The organism is Leisingera sp. S132 (genome assembly GCF_025144465.1).
Taxonomy (GTDB): Bacteria; Pseudomonadota; Alphaproteobacteria; order Rhodobacterales; family Rhodobacteraceae; genus Leisingera.
In genome coordinates this window covers 2333833-2352892 of sequence record NZ_CP083553.1, presented here as the reverse complement: position 1 = coordinate 2352892, position 19060 = coordinate 2333833, and the positions used below count along the sequence as shown (strand labels likewise).

Annotated in this window: 17 protein-coding genes and 1 pseudogene; 10 read left to right on the top strand and 8 right to left on the bottom strand. The window is 60.6% G+C overall.

The window, feature by feature from the left end; all coding sequences use genetic code 11:
* Positions 1-130 precede the first annotated feature (130 nt).
* The 6 genes from K3725_RS11650 (at position 131) to K3725_RS11625 (ending at position 7257) form a co-directional block, all read left to right on the top strand.
* Positions 131-2425, top strand: coding sequence for a bifunctional salicylyl-CoA 5-hydroxylase/oxidoreductase (locus K3725_RS11650; RefSeq protein WP_260015497.1), 2295 nt, complete (start codon positions 131-133; stop codon positions 2423-2425).
* Complete coding sequence (locus K3725_RS11645; RefSeq protein WP_260015496.1) at positions 2422-3147, top strand: SDR family NAD(P)-dependent oxidoreductase; 726 nt, start codon at positions 2422-2424, stop codon at positions 3145-3147. The genes K3725_RS11650 and K3725_RS11645 overlap by 4 nt, the downstream gene beginning before the upstream one ends.
* Positions 3144-3596 (top strand): MarR family winged helix-turn-helix transcriptional regulator, encoded by a 453-nt coding sequence (locus tag K3725_RS11640; protein WP_260015495.1) that lies wholly within the window; start codon positions 3144-3146, stop codon positions 3594-3596. The genes K3725_RS11645 and K3725_RS11640 overlap by 4 nt, the downstream gene beginning before the upstream one ends.
* A complete protein-coding gene (locus K3725_RS11635) occupies positions 3593-4399 on the top strand; it encodes an enoyl-CoA hydratase family protein (protein ID WP_260015494.1) in 807 nt (268 codons plus the stop codon). Before K3725_RS11640 ends, K3725_RS11635 begins: the two co-directional genes overlap by 4 nt.
* Before the next feature lie 82 nt (positions 4400-4481).
* Entirely contained in the window at positions 4482-5642 is a 1161-nt protein-coding gene (locus tag K3725_RS11630; protein ID WP_260015493.1) for an acyl-CoA dehydrogenase family protein, read from the top strand.
* 1 nt (position 5643) lies between these two features.
* Positions 5644-7257: an AMP-binding protein gene (locus K3725_RS11625; RefSeq protein WP_260015492.1), complete on the top strand. Its 1614-nt coding sequence runs from the start codon at positions 5644-5646 to the stop codon at positions 7255-7257.
* A gap of 45 nt (positions 7258-7302) precedes the next feature.
* Here K3725_RS11625 and K3725_RS11620 read toward each other — a convergent pair whose 3' ends face one another.
* The 7 genes and pseudogenes from K3725_RS11620 to K3725_RS11590 form a co-directional block, all read right to left on the bottom strand.
* A complete protein-coding gene (locus K3725_RS11620; RefSeq protein WP_260015491.1) occupies positions 7303-8277 on the bottom strand; it encodes a GDP-L-fucose synthase in 975 nt (324 codons plus the stop codon).
* 4 nt (positions 8278-8281) lie between these two features.
* Positions 8282-9400: a GDP-mannose 4,6-dehydratase gene (gene gmd / locus K3725_RS11615; RefSeq protein ID WP_260015490.1), complete on the bottom strand. Its 1119-nt coding sequence runs from the start codon at positions 9398-9400 to the stop codon at positions 8282-8284.
* A 53-nt stretch (positions 9401-9453) separates the two neighbouring features.
* Entirely contained in the window at positions 9454-10647 is a 1194-nt protein-coding gene (locus K3725_RS11610; protein ID WP_260015489.1) for a DegT/DnrJ/EryC1/StrS aminotransferase family protein, read from the bottom strand.
* Entirely contained in the window at positions 10644-11420 is a 777-nt protein-coding gene (locus tag K3725_RS11605) for a glycosyltransferase family 2 protein (RefSeq protein ID WP_260015488.1), read from the bottom strand. The genes K3725_RS11610 and K3725_RS11605 overlap by 4 nt, the downstream gene beginning before the upstream one ends.
* A complete protein-coding gene (locus K3725_RS11600) occupies positions 11413-12210 on the bottom strand; it encodes an NAD(P)-dependent oxidoreductase (protein WP_260015487.1) in 798 nt (265 codons plus the stop codon). The genes K3725_RS11605 and K3725_RS11600 overlap by 8 nt, the downstream gene beginning before the upstream one ends.
* 2 nt (positions 12211-12212) lie before the next feature.
* A complete protein-coding gene (locus K3725_RS11595; protein ID WP_260015486.1) occupies positions 12213-13145 on the bottom strand; it encodes a glycosyltransferase family 2 protein in 933 nt (310 codons plus the stop codon).
* Positions 13146-13292: 147 nt separating this feature from the next.
* A pseudogene (locus K3725_RS11590) lies at positions 13293-14265 on the bottom strand (IS5 family transposase).
* Between the two features lie 50 nt (positions 14266-14315).
* Here K3725_RS11590 and K3725_RS11585 point away from each other — a divergent pair.
* From K3725_RS11585 to K3725_RS11570, 4 genes are all read left to right on the top strand, one after another.
* Positions 14316-14438 (top strand): transposase domain-containing protein, encoded by a 123-nt coding sequence (locus tag K3725_RS11585; protein WP_409201566.1) that lies wholly within the window; start codon positions 14316-14318, stop codon positions 14436-14438.
* Positions 14439-14570: 132 nt separating this feature from the next.
* Complete coding sequence (locus K3725_RS11580; RefSeq protein ID WP_260015485.1) at positions 14571-15659, top strand: DUF4123 domain-containing protein; 1089 nt, start codon at positions 14571-14573, stop codon at positions 15657-15659.
* Between the two features lies 1 nt (position 15660).
* Positions 15661-16965: a hypothetical protein gene (locus K3725_RS11575; RefSeq protein WP_260015484.1), complete on the top strand. Its 1305-nt coding sequence runs from the start codon at positions 15661-15663 to the stop codon at positions 16963-16965.
* Positions 16966-17000: 35 nt separating this feature from the next.
* Positions 17001-17810 carry a hypothetical protein gene (locus tag K3725_RS11570; RefSeq protein ID WP_260015483.1) on the top strand — a complete coding sequence of 270 codons (810 nt, stop codon included), beginning with the start codon at positions 17001-17003 and terminating at the stop codon, positions 17808-17810.
* 296 nt (positions 17811-18106) lie between these two features.
* Here the strand turns inward: K3725_RS11570 and K3725_RS11565 are convergent, their stop codons facing one another.
* Positions 18107-19039: an IS5 family transposase gene (locus tag K3725_RS11565; protein WP_260015482.1), complete on the bottom strand. Its 933-nt coding sequence runs from the start codon at positions 19037-19039 to the stop codon at positions 18107-18109.
* Positions 19040-19060: the final 21 nt, after the last annotated feature.

Below are 19060 nucleotides of genomic sequence, written 5' to 3'. Positions count from 1 at the left end.
CTGCGCCTCACGGGGCGCAGAGAGATTTCTGCGATCAAATACTTCAAGCTTAAAACTTTAGGCTTGAAGTTTTTCTGCCTCTGCTTATCCTGATCCCCAAGAGACGTGCGCTGAGCGGGAAAGGATGATCATGAAAGTCGTCTGTCTGGGAGGAGGGCCTGCGGGCCTTTACTTTGCCATCTCGATGAAGCTGCGCCAGCCGGAGGCCGAGGTCACGGTGGTCGAGCGCAATAAGCCTGACGATACCTTTGGCTGGGGTGTGGTGCTGTCGGATGACGCGCTGGAAAACCTGAGCGCCAACGATCCCAAGAGCGCAGAGGCAATCCGCGAGAGCTTTGCCTATTGGGATGACATCGCCGTGGTGCATGATGGCGCCCGCACGGTGTCGGGCGGGCACGGGTTTGCCGGGATAGGGCGCAAGCAGATGCTGCTTTTGCTGCAGGACCGGGCGCGGGAGCTGGGCGTGGACCTTCAGTATGAAACCGCGGCCAAGCCCGCGTCGGAGTACCAGAAAGACTATGACCTGGTGGTCGGTTGCGACGGGTTGAATTCCAGTGTCCGCACCGAGTTCGCGGAACATTTCAAACCGGAAATCGACGTGCGCCCGTGCAAGTTCATCTGGCTGGGCACCCATCAGAAGTTCGACGATGCCTTCACCTTCATTTTCGAGAAGACCAAGCACGGCTGGATGTGGATTCATGCGTATCAGTTTGATGCCGGCACCGCGACGGTGATCGTCGAATGCTCCGCCGAGACCTGGGAGAACTGGGGCTTCGAGGGCATGAGCAAAGAGGAGATCATCCGCACGTGTGAGGAGATATTTGCCGATCATCTGGATGGCCACGCGCTGATGTCGAATGCCGCGCATCTGCGCGGGGCGGCGGTGTGGATCAACTTCCCGCGGGTGCTGTGCGAGAAGTGGCACCATGAGAACGTCGTGCTGCTGGGCGATGCCTCTGCCACTGCGCATTTCTCAATCGGGTCAGGGTCGCGGCTGGCCTTTGACAGCGCGATCGCGCTGGCGGAACTGGTCAGCAGTGAGCCGACGCTGGAGCGTGCGTTCGAGCGGTACCAGGAGGAGCGGCGGCTGGATGTGCTGCGGCTGCAATCGGCGGCGCGCAACTCTTTGGAGTGGTTCGAGGAGGTCGAGCGCTACCTGGACATGGACCCGGTGCAGTTCAATTACTCGCTGCTGACCCGCTCGCAACGGATCAGCCACGAGAACCTGCGGCTGCGCGATGCCGCGTGGCTGCAAAGCGCCGAGAAATGGTTTCAGGACAAGGCCGGTGCGCCTGCCGATGCGCCGGTGCGGCCGCCGATGTTTGCGCCCTACCGTTTGCGCGGGATGGAGCTGATGAACCGCATCGTGGTCTCCCCCATGGCGCAATACAAGGCGGTGGAGGGCTGCCCGACCGACTGGCACCTGATCCACTACGGCGAACGTGCTAAGGGCGGGGCGGGGCTGGTTTACACCGAAATGACCTGTGTGTCGGCTGAGGGCCGGATCACGCCCGGCTGTCCGGGCCTTTATGCGCAAGAGCATGAGGCGGCGTGGACGCGGCTGACGGATTTTGTGCATGTTGAAACCAGCGCAAAGATTTGCTGTCAGATCGGCCATTCGGGCCGCAAGGGCTCAACTCAGCTGGGCTGGGAGGAGATGGATGCGCCGCTGCCGGAAGGGAACTGGGAGACGGTTTCGGCCTCCGCGATCCCCTGGTCGGCAAACAACCCTGCGCCGCGGGAAATCACCCGGGCTGAAATGGATCAAATTCGCGACGAATTTGTTGCATCCGCGCAGATGGCGGAGCGCGCCGGGTTTGACATGATCGAACTTCATGCGGCGCATGGATATCTGATTTCGTCCTTTATCTCGCCTAAATCGAACATTCGCACGGATGAGTACGGCGGTTCCTTGGAGAACCGTCTGCGCTATCCGCTGGAGATGTTCCGGGCGATGCGCGCTGTCTGGCCGGAAGCCAAACCGATGTCGGTGCGGATCTCTGCCAATGACTGGGTGGGCGGTGAGGGCGTGACGCCGGAGGAGGCGGTGGAAATCGCCAGGGCCTTCACCGCTGCCGGGGCTGATATCATCGATGTCTCCGCCGGGCAGACCTCGACGGACGCACAGCCGGTTTATGGCCGCATGTTCCAGACGCCGTTTTCCGACCGCATCCGCAACGAGGCCGGAGTTGCCACCATGGCGGTGGGCAACATATATGAGGCGGATCATGCCAATTCGATCCTGATGGCGGGGCGGGCCGATCTGGTCTGCGTGGGCCGGCCGCATCTGGCCGATCCCTATTGGACGCTGCATGAGGCCGCGCGGATCGGCGACCGGCATGGCGGCTGGCCGCTGCCCTATCATGCAGGCCGGGATCAGGCCTGGCGCCTGGCGGACCGCGAAGCGGAGGAGATCCGCGCATGACACGCAGGGTACTGGTCACTGGCGGCGGTACAGGGATTGGCAAGGCGATCGCCCATGCCTTTGCCGCCCAAGGCTGCCATGTCACCATTGCCGGGCGCCGCCGGGAGCCGCTGGAGGCGGCGGCAGAGGGGCAGGGGCTGGAGATCCGGGTGGCGGATGTGACGGATGAAGCGCAGGTGGAGGCGTTGTTTGACACGCCCTACGACGTGGTGATTGCCAATGCTGGGACTGGCGTTGCAGCGCGGATTGAGGATGTTGAGCTGGAGGAGTGGCAGCGCACCCTGACGGTCAACATGACCGGCACCTTCCTGACCTTCCGGGCGGCCTTGCGGGCGGGAATGGAACCAGGCGGGCGGCTGATTGCCATCGCCTCCACCGCGTCCTTGCAGGGCGGGGCGCAGATCCCGGCCTATGCGGCGTCGAAACACGGGGTGCTTGGGCTGGTGCGCTCAGTCGCGCAGGACGTCGCTAAACGCGGGATCACCTGCAATGCGGTCTGCCCCGGGTTTGTCGATACCGAGATGGCAGAAACCGCGATCACCGGGCTGATCGCGCGGCATGAAATTTCGCGGGAGAAGGCGCTGAAGATGGTGGTTGGCGGCAACCCGATGCAGCGGCTGATCGCGCCGGAGGAAGTGGCGGCGACGGTGGTTTTCCTTGCATCTGACGGCGCGGCTTCGGTCAATGGGCACGCAATGAGCGTGTCGGGAGGGGAAATTTGAGCACGACATCAAAAGACCGGCTGCGGCTGTGGCTGAAAGTGCTGAAGGCCACCAAGGCGGTGGAGAGCGAAGTGCGCGAGAACCTGCGGCGGGAGTTTGCGACCACGCTGCCGCGGTTTGACGTGATGGCGGCCCTGATGCAGCACGAAAAAGGCCTCAAGATGAGTGAGTTGTCGGGCGTTCTGAAAGTTTCCAACGGCAATGTGACCGGCATTGTCGAGCGGCTGGTCGAGGACGGCCATGTGCAGCGCGAGAAGGTCGAGGGCGACCGCCGCGCCAATCTGGTGCGGCTGACGGAAGCCGGGCGGATTGAGTTCTCCCGCCAGGCGGAGGCGCATGAGGGCTGGATCAACGCAGCCTTTGACGGGCTGACCGCAGATGAGGCGCAAGGGATAGCCGAGAGCCTGGACGCGGTGGCGCGGCGGCTGGATGAGGGGAGCAAGGCATGAAGGTGAACCGGGACCCCAGGCATTTCCTGTGCCGCATTGAGGATGGCATCGCCACGGTTTCCTTGGACCGGCCGGAGCGGAAAAACCCGCTGACCTTCGACAGCTATGCGGAGCTGCGCGACTGGTTCCGCGACCTGCACTACGACGACAGCATCAAGGCGGTGGTCTTTGCCTCCAACGGCGGCAATTTCTGTTCCGGCGGCGATGTGCATGACATCATCGGGCCGCTGACGAAGATGAGTATGAAGGAGCTGCTGGCCTTCACCCGGATGACCGGCGATCTGGTCAAGGCGATGGTGAATTGCGGCAAGCCGGTGATTGCGGCGATTGACGGCATTTGCGTGGGTGCAGGCGCGATCATCGCCATGGCCTCCGACATCCGGATTGCCACACCGGAGGCGAAGACCGCGTTTCTTTTCACCCGGGTCGGGCTGGCGGGCTGCGACATGGGCGCCTGCGCGATCCTGCCGCGGATCATCGGCCAGGGCCGGGCCGCGGAACTTTTGTACACGGGCCGGTCGATGAGCGCAGAAGAGGGCCACGCCTGGGGGTTTCACAACAAGCTGGTTGCGGCGGACGAGCTGGAAGCGGAGGCGCAAAGCTGGGCCGCGCGGATCGCGGCGGGCCCGAACTTCGGCCACATGATGACCAAGACCATGCTGGCGCAGGAATGGTCGATGTCGATCGAGCAGGCGATCGAGGCCGAGGCGCAGGCGCAGGCGATCTGCATGCAGACGGCGGATTTCGAACGCGCCTACCATGCCTTTGTGAACAAGGAAAAACCGCTGTTCGAGGGCGATTGAGCCGCGGGACTGGCGCTTGGGGCGAGGGAGGATGCCTCCGGCGGGAGTATTTAAGGCAAGATGAAAGAGGGAGGGCCGCAGGATGGCGGACAGGACGTTTCTGAGCTGGCCGTTCTTTGAGGACCGGCACCGGGCGCTGGCGGAGGAGCTGGAGGCCTGGGCCGCGGCGCAGCTGGCGGGCATTGATCATTCAGACACCGATGCTGCCTGCCGGGCACTGGTCGCCGCACTGGGTGAGGGCGGCTGGACGCAGCATTCCGGCGCCATGACGGGCGAGAAGCTGGATGTGCGCAGCCTGTGCCTGATCCGCGAGACGCTGGCGCGCCATGACGGGCTGGCGGATTTTGCCTTTGCCATGCAGGGGCTGGGCACCGGCGCGGTCTCGCTGTTTGGCACCGAGGCGCAGCAGCAGGAATGGCTGCCGCTCACGCGCGCGGGCAAGGCAATTTCGGCGTTTGCCCTGACGGAGCCGCAGTCTGGGTCGGATGTGGCGAACTCCACCATGACCGCCACGCTGGACAGCGACACTTACGTGCTGAACGGCGAGAAGACCTGGATCTCCAATGGCGGCATTGCAGATATCTATACGCTGTTTGCCCGCACTGGCGAGGCGCCGGGAGCGAAGGGGCTGAGCGCCTTCATTGTGCCGGCCGGCCTGCCGGGGTTCGAGGTCGTGGAACGGCTGGAAACCATCGCGCCGCATCCGCTGGCAACGCTGCGGTTCACGGATTGCCGGATCCCGAAATCGGCGCTGCTGGGGCAGCCGGGCGCGGGCTTCAAGATCGCGATGTCGGTGCTGGATGTGTTCCGCTCAACCGTGGCGGCTGCCGCGCTGGGCTTTGCCCGCCGGGCGCTGGACGAGGCGCTGGCGCGGGTAACCGCGCGGCAGGTGCAGGGCGCGCCGCTGTTCGATCTGCAGATGGTGCAGGGGCATATCGCCGATATGGCGCTGGATGTGGATGCAAGCGCGCTGCTGGTCTACCGTGCGGCCTGGGCCAAGGATTCAGGGGCTGCGCGGGTCACACGCGAGGCGGCAATGGCCAAACTGTTTTCCACCGATCAGGCGCAGCAAGTCATCGACAAGGCGGTGCAGCTGCATGGCGGTGACGGCGTGCGCCGTGGCCAGAAGGTGGAGGAGCTTTACCGCGATATCCGGGCCCTCCGCATTTACGAGGGCGCCTCGGACGTGCAGCGGGTGGTGATCGCGCGCCAGGCGCTCGGCGCCTTTCAGGGAGGGAAGTGAGATGCTGGGACCAACCGCGCATGTGGACACGTTCGCCCGGGACAACCTGCCGCCCGTGGACCAGTGGCCGGAATTCCTGCTGGAAGGGTTTCAGTACCCGGAACACCTGAACGCTGCGGTCGAACTGACCGATGCGATGGTCGAAAAAGGATTTGGCGACCATACCGCGCTGATCGGCAACGGCCGCTACCGCACCTATAAGGAGCTGGCAGACTGGACCAACCGGCTGGCGCATGTGCTGAGCGAGGACCTGGGCGTGAAGCCCGGCAACCGGGTGCTGATCCGCTCTGCCAACAATCCGGCGATGGTGGCCTGCTGGCTGGCGGCGACCAAGGCGGGCGCGGTGGTGGTCAACACCATGCCGCTGCTGCGCAAGGGGGAGCTGGCCAAAATCGTCGACAAGGCGGAGATCTCCCACGCGCTGTGCGACACCAGGCTGAAGGATGAGCTGGTCGCCTGTGCCAAGGAATCGAAATTCCTTAAAACGGTTGTGGGTTTTGACGGCACCTCCAACCATGATGCGGAGCTGGACCGGCTGGCGCTGGAGAAACCTGTTGCCTATGAAGCCGTGAAAACGGGCCGCGATGATGTGGCGCTCTTGGGGTTCACGTCCGGCACCACCGGATCGCCCAAGGCGACGATGCACTTCCACCGCGATTTGCTGATCATTGCCGACGGCTATGCGCGCGAAGTGCTGGATGTGCAGCCGGAGGACGTGTTTGTCGGCTCGCCGCCGCTGGCCTTTACCTTCGGTCTGGGCGGGCTGGCGATCTTCCCGCTGCGGTTTGGGGCAGCGGCGACGCTCTTGGAGAATGCCACGCCGCCGAACCTCATCGAGATCATCGAGAAATACAAGGCCACGGTTTGCTTCACTGCGCCGACGGCGTACCGCGTGATGCTGCGGGCGATGGAGGAGGGCGCGGATCTGTCCTCGCTCCGGGCGGCGGTCTCAGCGGGGGAGACGTTGCCGGCGCCAGTCTATCAGGAATGGATCGACAAGACCGGCAAGCCGATGCTGGACGGGATCGGCGCGACGGAGCTTCTGCATATCTTCATCACCAACCGGTTCAGCGATCACCGGCCCGCCTGCACCGGCAAGCCGGTCACGGGGTACCAGGTGAAGGTACTGGATGCGGACGGCAACGAAGCGCCCCGCGGCGCGGCCGGGCGGCTGGCGGTCAAGGGGCCAACCGGCTGCCGGTATCTGGCGGATGAGCGGCAGGCGGAATACGTGCAGGACGGCTGGAACATCACCGGCGACAGTTTCATCCGGGACGCGGACGGGTACCTGCATTTTGCGGCCCGGAATGACGACATGATCGTCTCCTCCGGCTACAATATTGCAGGCCCTGAGGTGGAGGCGGCGCTGCTGGCGCATGCGGCAGTGGCGGAATGCGCAGTCATTGGGGTGCCGGATGAGGCGCGCGGCGAGATCGTGCAGGCACATGTGGTGCTGGCCGAAGGGCAGGCGCCGTCGGAGGCGCTGGCCAAGCTGCTGCAGGATCATGTGAAGGACACCATCGCGCCTTATAAATATCCGCGGTCCGTGGTGTTCACGCAGGCGCTGCCGAAGACCGAGACCGGCAAGATCCAGCGCTTCAAGCTGAAGGCCTGAAGTTTCGGGATCGGCGCCGGGGGCCGCTTTGCCGGCCCCGCGCTCCTACTTGCTGCGCAGCGCAGCCGGGTCCTGCTGCAGGAACCAGTCGTAGGTGCCGGCGATCCCGTCTTCGAGGGGAATAGAGGCGGTCCAGCCGAGGCGCGAGAGGCGTGACACATCGGTCAGCTTCTGCATGGTGCCGTCCGGTTTGGACCTGTCGAACACGAGGCGGCCCTGAAAACCGGTGATGCGCGCGATCATTTCTGCAAGGGAACGGATCTCCAAAGCCTGACCGGTGCCGACATTGATATGCGAGAGCATCGGGCTGGTTTCCCTCTGGTAGATTTCCGCGGGCAGGTCCATCACGAACAGCGAGGCCGCGGCCATGTCGTCGACATGCAGAAACTCGCGCTGAGGGGTGCCGCTGCCCCAGATCACCACTTCTTCGCGGCTGTCGCGCACCGCCTCGTGAAAGCGGCGGATCAGCGCAGGCAGCACATGCGAGTTTTCCGGGTGAAAATTGTCGCCGGGGCCGTAAAGGTTGGTCGGCATAACCGACCGGTAGTCGGTGCCGTACTGGCGGTTATAGCTTTCACACAACTTGATGCCCGCGATCTTGGCGATCGCATAGGGCTCATTTGTCGGCTCCAGCGGGCCGGACAGAAGCTGATCTTCCCGGATCGGCGGTGCGGCCTCCCTGGGGTAGATGCAGGAAGATCCCAGCTGCAGGAGGCTGTGCACGCCGGCCGCATAGGCGGCGTGGATCACATTGCACTGGATCATCAGATTTTCGTAGATGAACTGCGCGGGGTAGGTGTTGTTGGCATGAATGCCGCCAACCCTTGCGGCTGCCAGAATGACCCGGTCCGGCCGCTCTGCCTGCATGAAGCGGGACACGGCCTGCTGATCGGTCAGATCCAGTTCGGCTGAGCTGCGGGTGAGCAGCTCCAGCGGTTCGCCGTTGGCCTGGCGTGCGGCGAGCCGGCGCAGAATTGCGCTGCCCACCATGCCACGGTGACCCGCCACAAAGATCTTCATGCGTTCAGTCCTCCAGAGAGACCGGCATTTCGTAGCCGTGCTCCTTGAGCAGCGCATGGCGGCGGGCTGTATGCAAGTCCTCGGCAATCATTTCCGCGCACATTTCCTTCACCGTGATTTCCGGCACCCAGCCGAGTTTCTCCTTGGCCTTGCTGGGATCACCCAGCAGCGTTTCCACCTCTGCCGGGCGGAAATAGCGCGGGTCGATCCGCATCACCACGTCGCCGGGTTTGAGCGCCGGGGCCTGGTCGCCCTCAATGGCGGCAACGGTGGCAATCTCCTCAACCCCGGTGCCGGAAAACTCCAGCATGATGCCCAGTTCGGCGGCTGCCCATTGGATGAACTGGCGCACTGTGTACTGCTGGCCGGTTGCGATGACAAAATCATCGGCGGCTTCCTGCTGCAGCATCATCCACTGCATCCGCACATAGTCGCGCGCATGGCCCCAGTCGCGCAGCGCGTGGATATTGCCCATGTAGAGGCAGGGCTCCAGCCCTTGTGCAATGTTGGCGAGACCGCGGGTGATCTTGCGGGTGACAAAAGTTTCGCCGCGGCGGGGGCTCTCGTGGTTGAACAGGATGCCATTGCAGGCATACATGCCATAGGCCTCGCGGTAGTTCACGGTGATCCAGTAGCTGTAGAGCTTGGCCACCGCGTAAGGCGAGCGCGGATAGAATGGTGTGGTCTCGCGCTGCGGGGTTTCCTGCACCAGGCCGTAGAGTTCCGAAGTCGAGGCCTGGTAGAAGCGGGTTGTTTTCTCGAGGCCGAGGAACCGGATCGCTTCCAGGAGGCGCAGGGTGCCGATACCGTCCACATCCGCAGTGTATTCCGGCGCCTCAAAAGAGACTGCCACATGGCTCTGCGCGCCGAGGTTATAGACCTCGTCCGGCTCAACCTCCCGCATGATGCGGGTCAGGTTCGAGGTGTCGGTCAGATCGCCATAGTGCAGCCTGAACCGGGCATGATCGGTATGCGGGTCCTGGTAGATGTGGTCGATGCGCTGGGTATTGAACGACGAGGCGCGCCGTTTGATGCCGTGCACCTCATAGCCTTTTTCCAGCAGCAGTTCCGCCAGATAGGAACCGTCTTGTCCGGTGACACCTGTGATCAGAGCTTTTTTCATAGCGTGTTCTCCGCCGTGTTCTGTGAGGGGGGCCGATAGGGGGCTCGTGTTTGTCAGGCTGAGGCCGGCTGCATGTCCTTGGGCCGGGCCACCGACGCAAAGACAGATGCAACCCGGCTGGCATCAGCGCGGCTCAGGTTGTGGTGGTTTGGCAGATAGATGCCGTACTCATGCACCAGATCCGCGTTGGGCAGGATCTGCTCGCCGTATTCCCGCACCCAGAACGGGTGGCGGGCGATGTTGCCGCAGATCAGCGGCCGGCATTCGATCTGATGCGCTTTCAGCGTCTCGAAAACCTCCATCCGGTTCTCGACCAGCGTGCCGTAGGCAAAGGACGACAGAAGCCTGGTATCGCTTGTCTGCTTGTAAAAGCCGGTCAGTGCTTCGGCGTAACAGTCGAAGTTCTGCGACCGGACGCTGCAGATGCCGTCCAGTTTCTTCAGCTGCATCCGCCCGATGAAGGCTTGCAGGTCGGTGGAGCGCAAATTGAAGCCGGCATGGTAGAAAGTGTAGAAATTGCGGAACTCGTCAATCTTGTGCTGGCTTTTCAGCCGCTCGCGGCGTTGCGGGTCCAGGTCCCGGCTCCAGCCGTGGGAGCGCAGCGACAGCATCACCTGGTGCAGTTCCGGATCGTCGGTCACGACCATGCCGCCTTCGATGGTGGAAATGTGGTGGCCGTAATAGAAGGAGAAGCTGCCCGCCGCGCCGTGGCAGCCCAGCTTGCGGTCTCCGTATGTCGATCCCAGCGCCTCGCAGCTGTCTTCCAGCAGCAGGATGCCGTAGCGGTCGCAAATCGCCTGGATTTCCTTCATGTGGTTTGCGTGGCCCAGCACATGCACCAGAATGAGCATCGACGGCGCCTCGGTCCGGCAGAGCTCCTCCAGATGGTTGAGGTCGAGGCCCAGATTGTCCGGGTCGCAATCGCAAAGCCGCACGTCAAAGCCGAGCTGCATCAGCGGCGACACCGTGGTGACCCAGCTCACGGCCGGGGCAATCACCTTGTTGTTGCGCAACCGGCCAGCTTCCTTGGCGGCATAGATCATCAGCAGGTTGGCCGAAGACCCGGAATTGACGAACACCGCGTGATTGCAGCCCATCCAGTCCGCGAATTCGCGTTCGAATTCCACTGTCAGCTTGTCCTTGGTCAGCCGGTTTCCGGCCAGCATCCAGTCCGCGGTGGCCTCAAGCTCAGCCTGTGAGATGGTGTCTTCGGCCAGGGTCACCGGTTTGGGTGAATGCATGTTCATGCGCGCGCCTCCCGCACGGCCTGCATGGCCTTCAGTTCTACGTAATAGTGGCGCACCTCATTATAGGCGGCGGCGATGTTTGCCTTCTTCTGCTGGTCCTTGAAGGCATCGATCGTGATGCTGCCGTCATGGGCGCGGAAGCTGGCCAGCGGCTCCTTGACGAAACCGACCTTGGGGTAGCGCAGCATCGACAAAAGCGAGGCAAAGATGTCGGGGCCAACGCCATGGTATTCATGGCCCTGCAGCGGCAGGCGGCCCTGATAAAGCGCGTCGATCAGGATCTGGCGGCGGAAAACCGCGGCACCCGGAGATATCAGAGAGCCGACGATCTTCTCTTCCGCCAGGCGGTTTTCAAAGATGCCTGTATCGGGCAGCCAGTCCAGGAACTGGGTCATCATCTGGTTGCCGGTTGCATCATCGACAACCTCCGCGCCGGTGAAGGCAAAGCCGACATCACCCTTCAGCAGGTCTGCGCATTTCTCGATGAAGGTCGGGTGGATCCAGTCGTCGTCATACTGAAGATGGACATAGTCGCCGGTGGCGTGCAGCACCCCTTCGAGCCAGCAGAAATGCGGGCCGAAATCGCGCTCGCGGCGCACATAGGTGATCTTGCTGCCATAGCCCGCCGCCACCTCCGGCGTGTTGTCGGTGGAGCCGTGATCCACCACGATCACCTCGCAGGGGCGGGTTTGCGCCAGCGCGCTGTCGATGGCCTTTGGCAGCATCTCCGCCCGGTTGAAGGTCGGGATAACGATGGAAATCTGTTCAGGCATTACTGTCTCCGAGTATCTCATGGAGGCGCGACACGTCGGCCACCAGGTTGTTGCTTTGCCCCAGGGGAGTGATCTTGAGCGGGAACGGCGCCAGCGACTGGGCAAAGCCGGCAACCGTGATTGGCTTGCCGGAGGCCACGTTCACCACCCCCTCCGCATCCGACAACGCCAGCCGCACCAGGTAGCGGGCAGCGTCGCGCGCGGTCAGGAAATCGCGCAGCCCTTCCGCGCCATAGAGTTCAAAGTCGGCCTCCGGGTCGGCCCCGGCAAACCTGTTTTCCAGCGAGGGCCGCAGGTAGCTGCCGGTTTGTTCCGGGTCATGGATGGAGAACAGCCGGCCAATGCAGAGCGAACGGTTTGCGGCGGCGCAGATCTCCAGCGCGGCCTGTTCGGCTATCAGCTTGCTCTGCCCGTAGACGGAAACGGGTGTGGTTTCCGCTGTCTCCGCGATCGGGGTGTCCTGGCTGGCGTAGACATGGCTGGATGAGCACAAGAGCATCCGGGCAGAGGAGCCCGCCAGGGCCGACAGCAGGTTCATCGTGCCGCCCGCATTGACCGCGTACGCTCTGGCCGGGTCCGCATTGACCTGCGCAACCGGCACCATCGCGGCAAGGTGAATGACCAGGTCCAGCGGCCCGGCTGCCGCTATGGCTGCAGCGGTTTCGGGGAGGCTTGTCAGGTCCGCTGTGTTGCGGATCACTTCGGCGACGGGGGCAAGCTCAGCCAGGGCCTTGAGCGCATGGCGCCCGACGATCCCGCCGCTGCCCGTGATATAAATTTTCGCAGCCATCGTTACTCCGCTGCAACCTGCTGCGCGGGCAGGCCGAAGATTTTGCGGTAGCGGGCTTCCAAATCGGCGCTTGCCTTCTCAACTTTGTTGCGCGGCTGCTTTTGGGCAGTGGCCTGCAGCCTGCCATGCCAGGAGAAGTCGCCGCTCAACACCGCGTCGGCAAAGGACCGGGTGCTCAGCCCGTGCGATTTCAGAAGTTCATTGTCCTTGTGCGGCCGGAATTCGGCCTGCGCGTTCGGACTTGAATAATAGCGTCCGATGATCCTGGGCAGCCGGGTCAGTTTCAGCTGCTTGTCCTGCAGGACTTTCCAGAAAATGGCATCGCCAACCGACAGGACCGGTTCGCCGTTGCTGAAGTAGGTGGGATACCATTTACCCACCATCTCCAGGTCCCACATGGTTGCAGCGCCGTAGGTGCCGCGCTCGCCGGACCCGCTGCCCAGCCGCAATCCTTCGCAGGGGCGGGGCGGCCAGTCGGGCAGGAATTGCGTATCTGTGTAGCCAGATACCGGGAAATCCTGGGCAAGGTGCTCCCGGCCGAAGGAAATCAGCCAATCCCCCCCGATCAGGGCGGATTTGGTAACCATCGCGGTCTCAGCGAGTTCCTGCGCAGCGCCTGTGGCCAGCCGGTCGTCCATGTTGAGGTTCATGGCATACCGGGTGCGGGCCAGCGCGGCCCCTGCGGCCCAGGCTTCGTAGATGGTCAGCGGTTCCGAAAAGGAGTGCCAGGGCGCCTCAAGCCAGTCCGGGGCCTGGTCGCCATTGTCGAAGATGTAGCAGGGCTCGACCGGGATGGACTGTGCTTTCAGGTTTTCCCAATGCGAACGCAGCAGTTCCAGCTTGTCTTCCTGTTTGTGCCAGACAGCGCAGAATACGGTCACCAGCGGGCGGGTCTCCTGACCGGAGTCCGGCTGGTTGTGCGATTCAAAGTACATTCGGCGGATTCTCCAGAACCGGGGTGTCGAGGCTTCTCCTCTTTGACTCCCGGATATCCGGCAAAAAATAATTTTAGGTTAAGTGGGCTCTGTTGCACAAATCGGCTGATGGGCTGATGGCCGGTGTTCCCCTTTCCCCGGGCAGACTTATCCCACGGGCTCTGTGACAGGGATGCCGAGCGCAGTGTAGCCGTTCAGAACGGCGATACGGACCTGAAGCTCCGCGACCTGTCGGTCGAAGTCCCGCGCCATGAGGCGCTGCCCCAGCAGTTTCACGCAATGCATCTTCGTTTCGACGCGGCTTCGGCGGTGGTATCCGCTCCATCGTCGCCAGAGGGCACGACCGAGGTATTTCGATGCCCGCAGTGCTTCGTTTCGTGCGACCGCGCCGGCGGTGACGGTCTTCCACGGTTTGGCGTTCTTGCGGGGCGGGATGACAGCGTGGGCGCCGCGGTCAGCGATTGCATCGTGGCATTTGCGGGTGTCGCAGGCACCGTCGGCAGTGACGCTGCTGATCTGCTCGTACGCCGGGATCTGGTTGAGCAGGCCGGGTAACACCGGCGCATCGCCGATATGGTCCCTGTGATCTCTACGGCCCGAACCTCCAGCGTTTCCTCATCAATCCCCAAGTGGATCTTGCGCCAGACGCGCCGCTTGGGACCGCCATGCTTGCGGGCGTGCCGCTCGCCTTCGCCCTCGACCTTGATGCCCGTGCTGTCCGCTGCCCGGCAGTGCATCACGCAGTGATGTCACGAGAGGGGATCAGCAGGTGCAGTGGGCCCTTCGACCCGCGATACGGGATGTTCACGGCCAGGGTCTTCTGACGGCGGCTCAGCGTGCTGAAGTCGGGCACCGACCAGTCGAGGCCGACCAGCCGCAACAGGCTCTCGACGAAGCCTGTCGTCTGCCGAAGCGCCATGCCGAACAGCACCTTCATCGAAAGGCATGCCTGGATGGAGGCATCGCTGTAGGTCTGCTGGCGGCCACGCTTGCCTGTCGGCGCGGCATCCCAGCTCATCTCAGGGTCAAACCAGATCGTCAGCGAGCCGCGGCGCTTGAGCGCTCTATTGTAGGCTGGCCAGTTCCTGGTCCTGTAGGTCGGGGGTGCAGGTCTGCTCATGCATCCCAGCTACCACGCTGGATTCATGAGATGAATCCCACACGGAATTTGTGCAACAGAGCCATGTCGACCCGCAGGCTTGGCTCACTTGGGTTCTCGCCCGGATCGCAGATCACAAGATCACTCACCTGAACGAACTCATGCCCTGGCGCTACGCTGCTATTGCAGCGTAGCAGGCAGCTCCGGAACAACACCAGAGCGCCTTCGCCGGGCGTTCACCAGGCATAGTATGGAATCGCGTTGTAGTTTTCTGCTGTGTCAGCATATTGCACACGTATTGATTGATAGACTTACAGGGGCGTCTGATGGCACAGGCGGAAGATGACTATTGGCTGGATTTGGGAACTGTGCCTCCGGCCACTGCCGAAGAGCACAGACCCGTTTTGAGTATTGAGGAACTCCAAGGCATTGATCCGTTGGATGCGCAATTTGGTGTTTGGCCTCAGAAGACAGTGCCGGATTCCTTATATCGGGCGCTATTTGGTCAAACGGATCCGGCGCTGATCGAGGGCAAAGCTCAGGGCGGAGAGCCAGCGGAAGAGCTGCCTTTGCAAACCTATGCTATTCTGGACGCTGCAAAGTTCACTGGCGGGCTAAGCGAGTTAGAGCGGTGCGGCGTGCGCTTCCAGTGCTTGTTCAAGGGGGACACAGCAGAGGAGTTGAAGGATGTCGCCCCCTACTTGTTTCAGCTTTCTGCCGACGCTGATTTTACCCGTTGTTTGATGACCCATATTCCAACAGTTTCCGAACGTATGACCTCTGTGCATGCATGGCATATGGAGCCTGGCATCTACTTTAGGTCGACCTCCTCATTTGAGGAAATTTGGTCGCAATTTCGAAAATTCACTAGGATAAAAGATCAAAAGCTCGGTTGGATCTACTATCGTTTTTGGGATCCTAGGATTCTTCTCAAGTTGACCAAAATGAAATCGCTTGAGCGTCCGCACTGGCTGTGGCGTATGTTCGTTGGTATCGAAAGTATGATTTTCATAAGAAAATCGTCTACTGCGATCCTTACCGTACCGCAAGATATATGTGAACGAAGTAAGGGGATGGAAATACGTGCTGAAGATATTTTAGCGGAATTGCGTTTCGTAAAGCTGGATATCTTTTGTGAAGATATGGCTGAAAAAATTGGTAGTGATGATAGTCTGGGTTTCCTGGATCGCGACACATGTACCTTGGTGGAAAAGGTCACCTATCTCACCGAGCATGCTCGCACTTTGGGGCTTACAGAGGAGCGATCTGTAGAGCGTTATGTTACTTCATGCCATATATTGAATATGTTTGCGGAGTCGAACCCTGAAGCCTTTTCAATTTTGACAGGAGGGCAGCATGAACTTGATAAGTCACGTCGCCTTTTGGAAATTTCATTAAAGACATTGGAGAGTTAAATTGGCTAAATGTGATGATCCATTGCAGCGTTGCTTTCAGGGAAACTTGTTTCGCGCCGATATGCCACGTAGCAACGTGATTATTGAAGGGGCCGTGAACGGGATCCGTACGGGGCCGTTGCCGAGCGGGGAGGTGTTCAAGCTGGAAAACACACTGCGCGGCACCACCGGCCGGGCTGATTTGTACGTTGGCGGCAAACAGTTTCCCATCATTGATGATCTGGATGAATTTAACATCTCCAAGCCTGAAGACGTTGGCATGGCGGTCAGTGAAATTCCCCCTCCAAAATCACAAGGCGGCAACCAAGTACATTCGAACGCCGAGGTTGAAGATGCTTTGGTGCTGCAGGTCCCGCCGTCTCTGGTGGCAAGCGCCCCCGCTTTGGGGGACTTTGATGTAGACACTGCGCCAGAGGAAGCGTTGCTGTGGATTGCGACCGTTGTTGTGACCTCGCTGGAGGTTATTGATGAGGGGGCGGGGTTAACCGGCCTTTACGAATGGTCGAAAGGACATGTGGATCTGCAATTGAGCGGCACGGATTCAACACCTGTCCTTGCAGAATTGGCGAACCTGATCCTCCAGAACGATATCCGCAATGGAATGCGAGCGATCCTGCGCGGCGGTGGAGGGCTTATCAAAGTTGGTATGAATGCAGGCGGAGTCATGTTTGTCGCTTTCCGGCACAGCAGGTCCTTGGGCATTTTCGTTTCCGGCACCGCCGCTGCCTTGGCCCGGTCCCGGGCAAATACCATCGTGGCTGGCGTCAAAGGCTCCTTGTCCCGCACCGCAGAAGGGGTTCGGGGGGTTCCACTGATTGGCTTTGTTATTGTTGGGACGCTCGACTTTCTGGAGTGGTACGCAGACCCTGACAGACGCGGCGACTGGTCGGACCTGATGGCTGTTCTTTTGGTGGATATGGCGGCTTTGACGATTTCGACAATCGCTGGCGGGCTTGCTGCTGCTGCAGCGGCCACGGCGCTTAGTGCTGTTGCCTCAACGGTGGCGGGTGTGGTGATCATAGCAGCAGTCGGAATTCTAGCCGGTTTAGCCGTTGGAATGATTGCAACAGGTCTTTCAAACGCTGTTGGCCTCACACCGCTGGTCGAGCGGGGCCTTGAACGGGTTGCACGCGGTGCCGTAGCAGTCATGGAATTCACTGCTGATCTGGTAGATGATGCCGTCGACTTTGCCACACATGCCACCCCCAGGGACGGACGTGTAACCGGCCCAACGGACTATTTGATGGAGATAGACCGAGGATTGATGGACTACATAAACAGCCGGCTTAGGATGCCATCATTTTAAATGAATAAACCGTCCTATTTGGAACCTGGAAGAGGATGTTTGATAAGGTGAATAATGTTTATCTGAGGGTGGTTGATGATGAATCCTATAAGTACAAGTTTTCATCCATTTTTAAATTTTTCCCAATTATTGTTGCGATGTTCACTCTGTGCCCCTACGTAATCTCCATTTACCTATACTCAAGTGAATTTAGTCAAATGGAGCGCCTCTGGACGGCTCCTGTAGTTATATTCAACTTTGTGTTTTTTGTATACTGGTTCGCTTTTGTGGTTTCCTTTTACTTCTTTTTTTTCCTCAATAGGTGTGAGGCTTTGATCATTTCCCTTTTTTCAGTGTCGAGCCCCATTCATTACCTGGTAGCTTTGGGGATTTCTGCCGCTGTCATTCAATCAGTCACCTTTACGGCGATCACCATGATCTCAATCTTGTTTACAGTTTCAAACTTTAAGAGGGCAAATGACGCTGTTGACCATAGCATGGTGAAAAACTTCGCAAGTCATGCCATAAGGTTGGAATATGGTAATAACGTATATGTTCATGGCGGGGTGGGTCAGGATGATTATATACCTCTAGGTCGACTTGCAGGTGGGGGGCGGTATTTTGTCGAACTCATTTTTGCCCTTCCTTTGATACTTGGGATGATCCTAGTTTGGCCTTTTGTATTTGTGATTGATGACCTGCAAGAACATGTCCCGATTTCGACGTTGTTTTGGGCCGCGCATGTGATCATTGGGCTGATGACCCGCGGCCCAGTTCTCAACCAGGCCTGGCTTCTTGTCCGGGTTCTGCGCCTGGTGCGTTCGGGCGCCTGGGAAAAGCCAGGGCAACAACCCAAGAGGGTATAGTGGTGCAGGCATGCGCCATTTGCGAGAAGGCGCTGTGGCCTGAGAGCGCTCGTCCTTAAGGCTAAGTGATAAATGAACAATATTCGAACGCCCCTTGGTGGAGCTGCGTTCTGTGAATGCCACAAAGGGATTATGCTATGAAACTGAGAAACCTTATACGTTCCCGTTCAATCCTTTGCCGCCCTGGACACCCCTTTGTTTACCGCAACCTGCGCATTTGGGTGCATATGGTGCTGCTGGCGGACTCTGTTGCGCAAATCGGTTGAGGGCCAAGGTTCCCCTTTCCCCAGACGGACTTATCCCACTGCCTCTGTGACGGGTATGCCAAGCGCGGTGAATCCGTTCATGACCGCAACACGGAGCTGAAGCTCGGCAACCTGACGTCCAGGATCCCGTGCCATCAGTCTTTGTCCCAGCAGTTTCATGCAGTGCATCTTGGTTTCGGCACGACTTCGGCGGTGGTATCCACTCCATTTCCGCCAAAGCGCTCGGCCAAGGTATTTCGACGCCCGCAGCGCTTCGTTGCGCGCAATCGCGCCTGCGGTGTCGGGTTTCCAGGGCTTGGCGTTCTTGCGGGGCGGGACGACGGCATTGGCACCTCGGTTGGCGATGGCATCGTGGCACTTGCGCGTATCGTAGGCGCCATCTGCCGTGACACTGCCGATCTCCTGCTCGGGCGGGATCTGATTAAGCAGTTCCGGCAGCATGGGCGCATCACCAATGTTGCTACTGGTGAACTCGACTGCCCGGATTTCCAGTGTCTTTTCGTCGATACCGAGGTGAACCTTGCGCCACACGCGGCGTTTCGAGCCACCGTGCTTGCGCGCATTCCACTCGCCTTCGCCCTCTACCTTTATCCCAGTGCTGTCGATCAGCAGGTGTAGCGGCCCCTCAGAACCACGATACGGGATGTTCACGGCGAGAGACTTCTGGCGGCGTGAAAGCGTGCTAAAATCCGGTACCGACCAGTCCAATCCACTCAATCGCAGGAGACTTTCCACGAAGCCGGTCGTCTGCCTGAGCGCCATACGGAACAGCACCTTCATCGTCAGGCAGGTCTTGATCGCGGCGTCGCTATAGATGGGCTGTCGGCCTCTCTTGCCGGTCGGCCGGGCCTCCCACGTCATCTCGGGATCGAACCAGATCGTCAGAGAGCCACGACGCTTCAGCGCTTCGTTATAGGCCCGCCAGTTCTTGATCTTGTAGGTCGGGGGTGTTGGTCTGCTCATGCCCTCCAGCTATCACGCTGG

Bases quoted from the DNA above. Each gene is read 5' to 3' on its own strand.
- K3725_RS11650 (WP_260015497.1), top strand. From the start codon at position 131: ATGAAAGTCGTCTGTCTGGGAGGAGGGCCTGCGGGCCTTTACTTTGCC.
- K3725_RS11645 (WP_260015496.1), top strand. From the start codon at position 2,422: ATGACACGCAGGGTACTGGTCACTGGCGGCGGTACAGGGATTGGCAAG.
- K3725_RS11635 (WP_260015494.1), top strand. From the start codon at position 3,593: ATGAAGGTGAACCGGGACCCCAGGCATTTCCTGTGCCGCATTGAGGAT.
- K3725_RS11630 (WP_260015493.1), top strand. From the start codon at position 4,482: ATGGCGGACAGGACGTTTCTGAGCTGGCCGTTCTTTGAGGACCGGCAC.
- K3725_RS11625 (WP_260015492.1), top strand. From the start codon at position 5,644: ATGCTGGGACCAACCGCGCATGTGGACACGTTCGCCCGGGACAACCTG.
- K3725_RS11620 (WP_260015491.1), bottom strand. From the start codon at position 8,277: ATGAAGATCTTTGTGGCGGGTCACCGTGGCATGGTGGGCAGCGCAATT.
- gmd (WP_260015490.1), bottom strand. From the start codon at position 9,400: ATGAAAAAAGCTCTGATCACAGGTGTCACCGGACAAGACGGTTCCTAT.
- K3725_RS11610 (WP_260015489.1), bottom strand. From the start codon at position 10,647: ATGAACATGCATTCACCCAAACCGGTGACCCTGGCCGAAGACACCATC.
- K3725_RS11605 (WP_260015488.1), bottom strand. From the start codon at position 11,420: ATGCCTGAACAGATTTCCATCGTTATCCCGACCTTCAACCGGGCGGAG.
- K3725_RS11600 (WP_260015487.1), bottom strand. From the start codon at position 12,210: ATGGCTGCGAAAATTTATATCACGGGCAGCGGCGGGATCGTCGGGCGC.
- K3725_RS11595 (WP_260015486.1), bottom strand. From the start codon at position 13,145: ATGTACTTTGAATCGCACAACCAGCCGGACTCCGGTCAGGAGACCCGC.
- K3725_RS11580 (WP_260015485.1), top strand. From the start codon at position 14,571: ATGGCACAGGCGGAAGATGACTATTGGCTGGATTTGGGAACTGTGCCT.
- K3725_RS11570 (WP_260015483.1), top strand. From the start codon at position 17,001: ATGTTTGATAAGGTGAATAATGTTTATCTGAGGGTGGTTGATGATGAA.
- K3725_RS11565 (WP_260015482.1), bottom strand. From the start codon at position 19,039: ATGAGCAGACCAACACCCCCGACCTACAAGATCAAGAACTGGCGGGCC.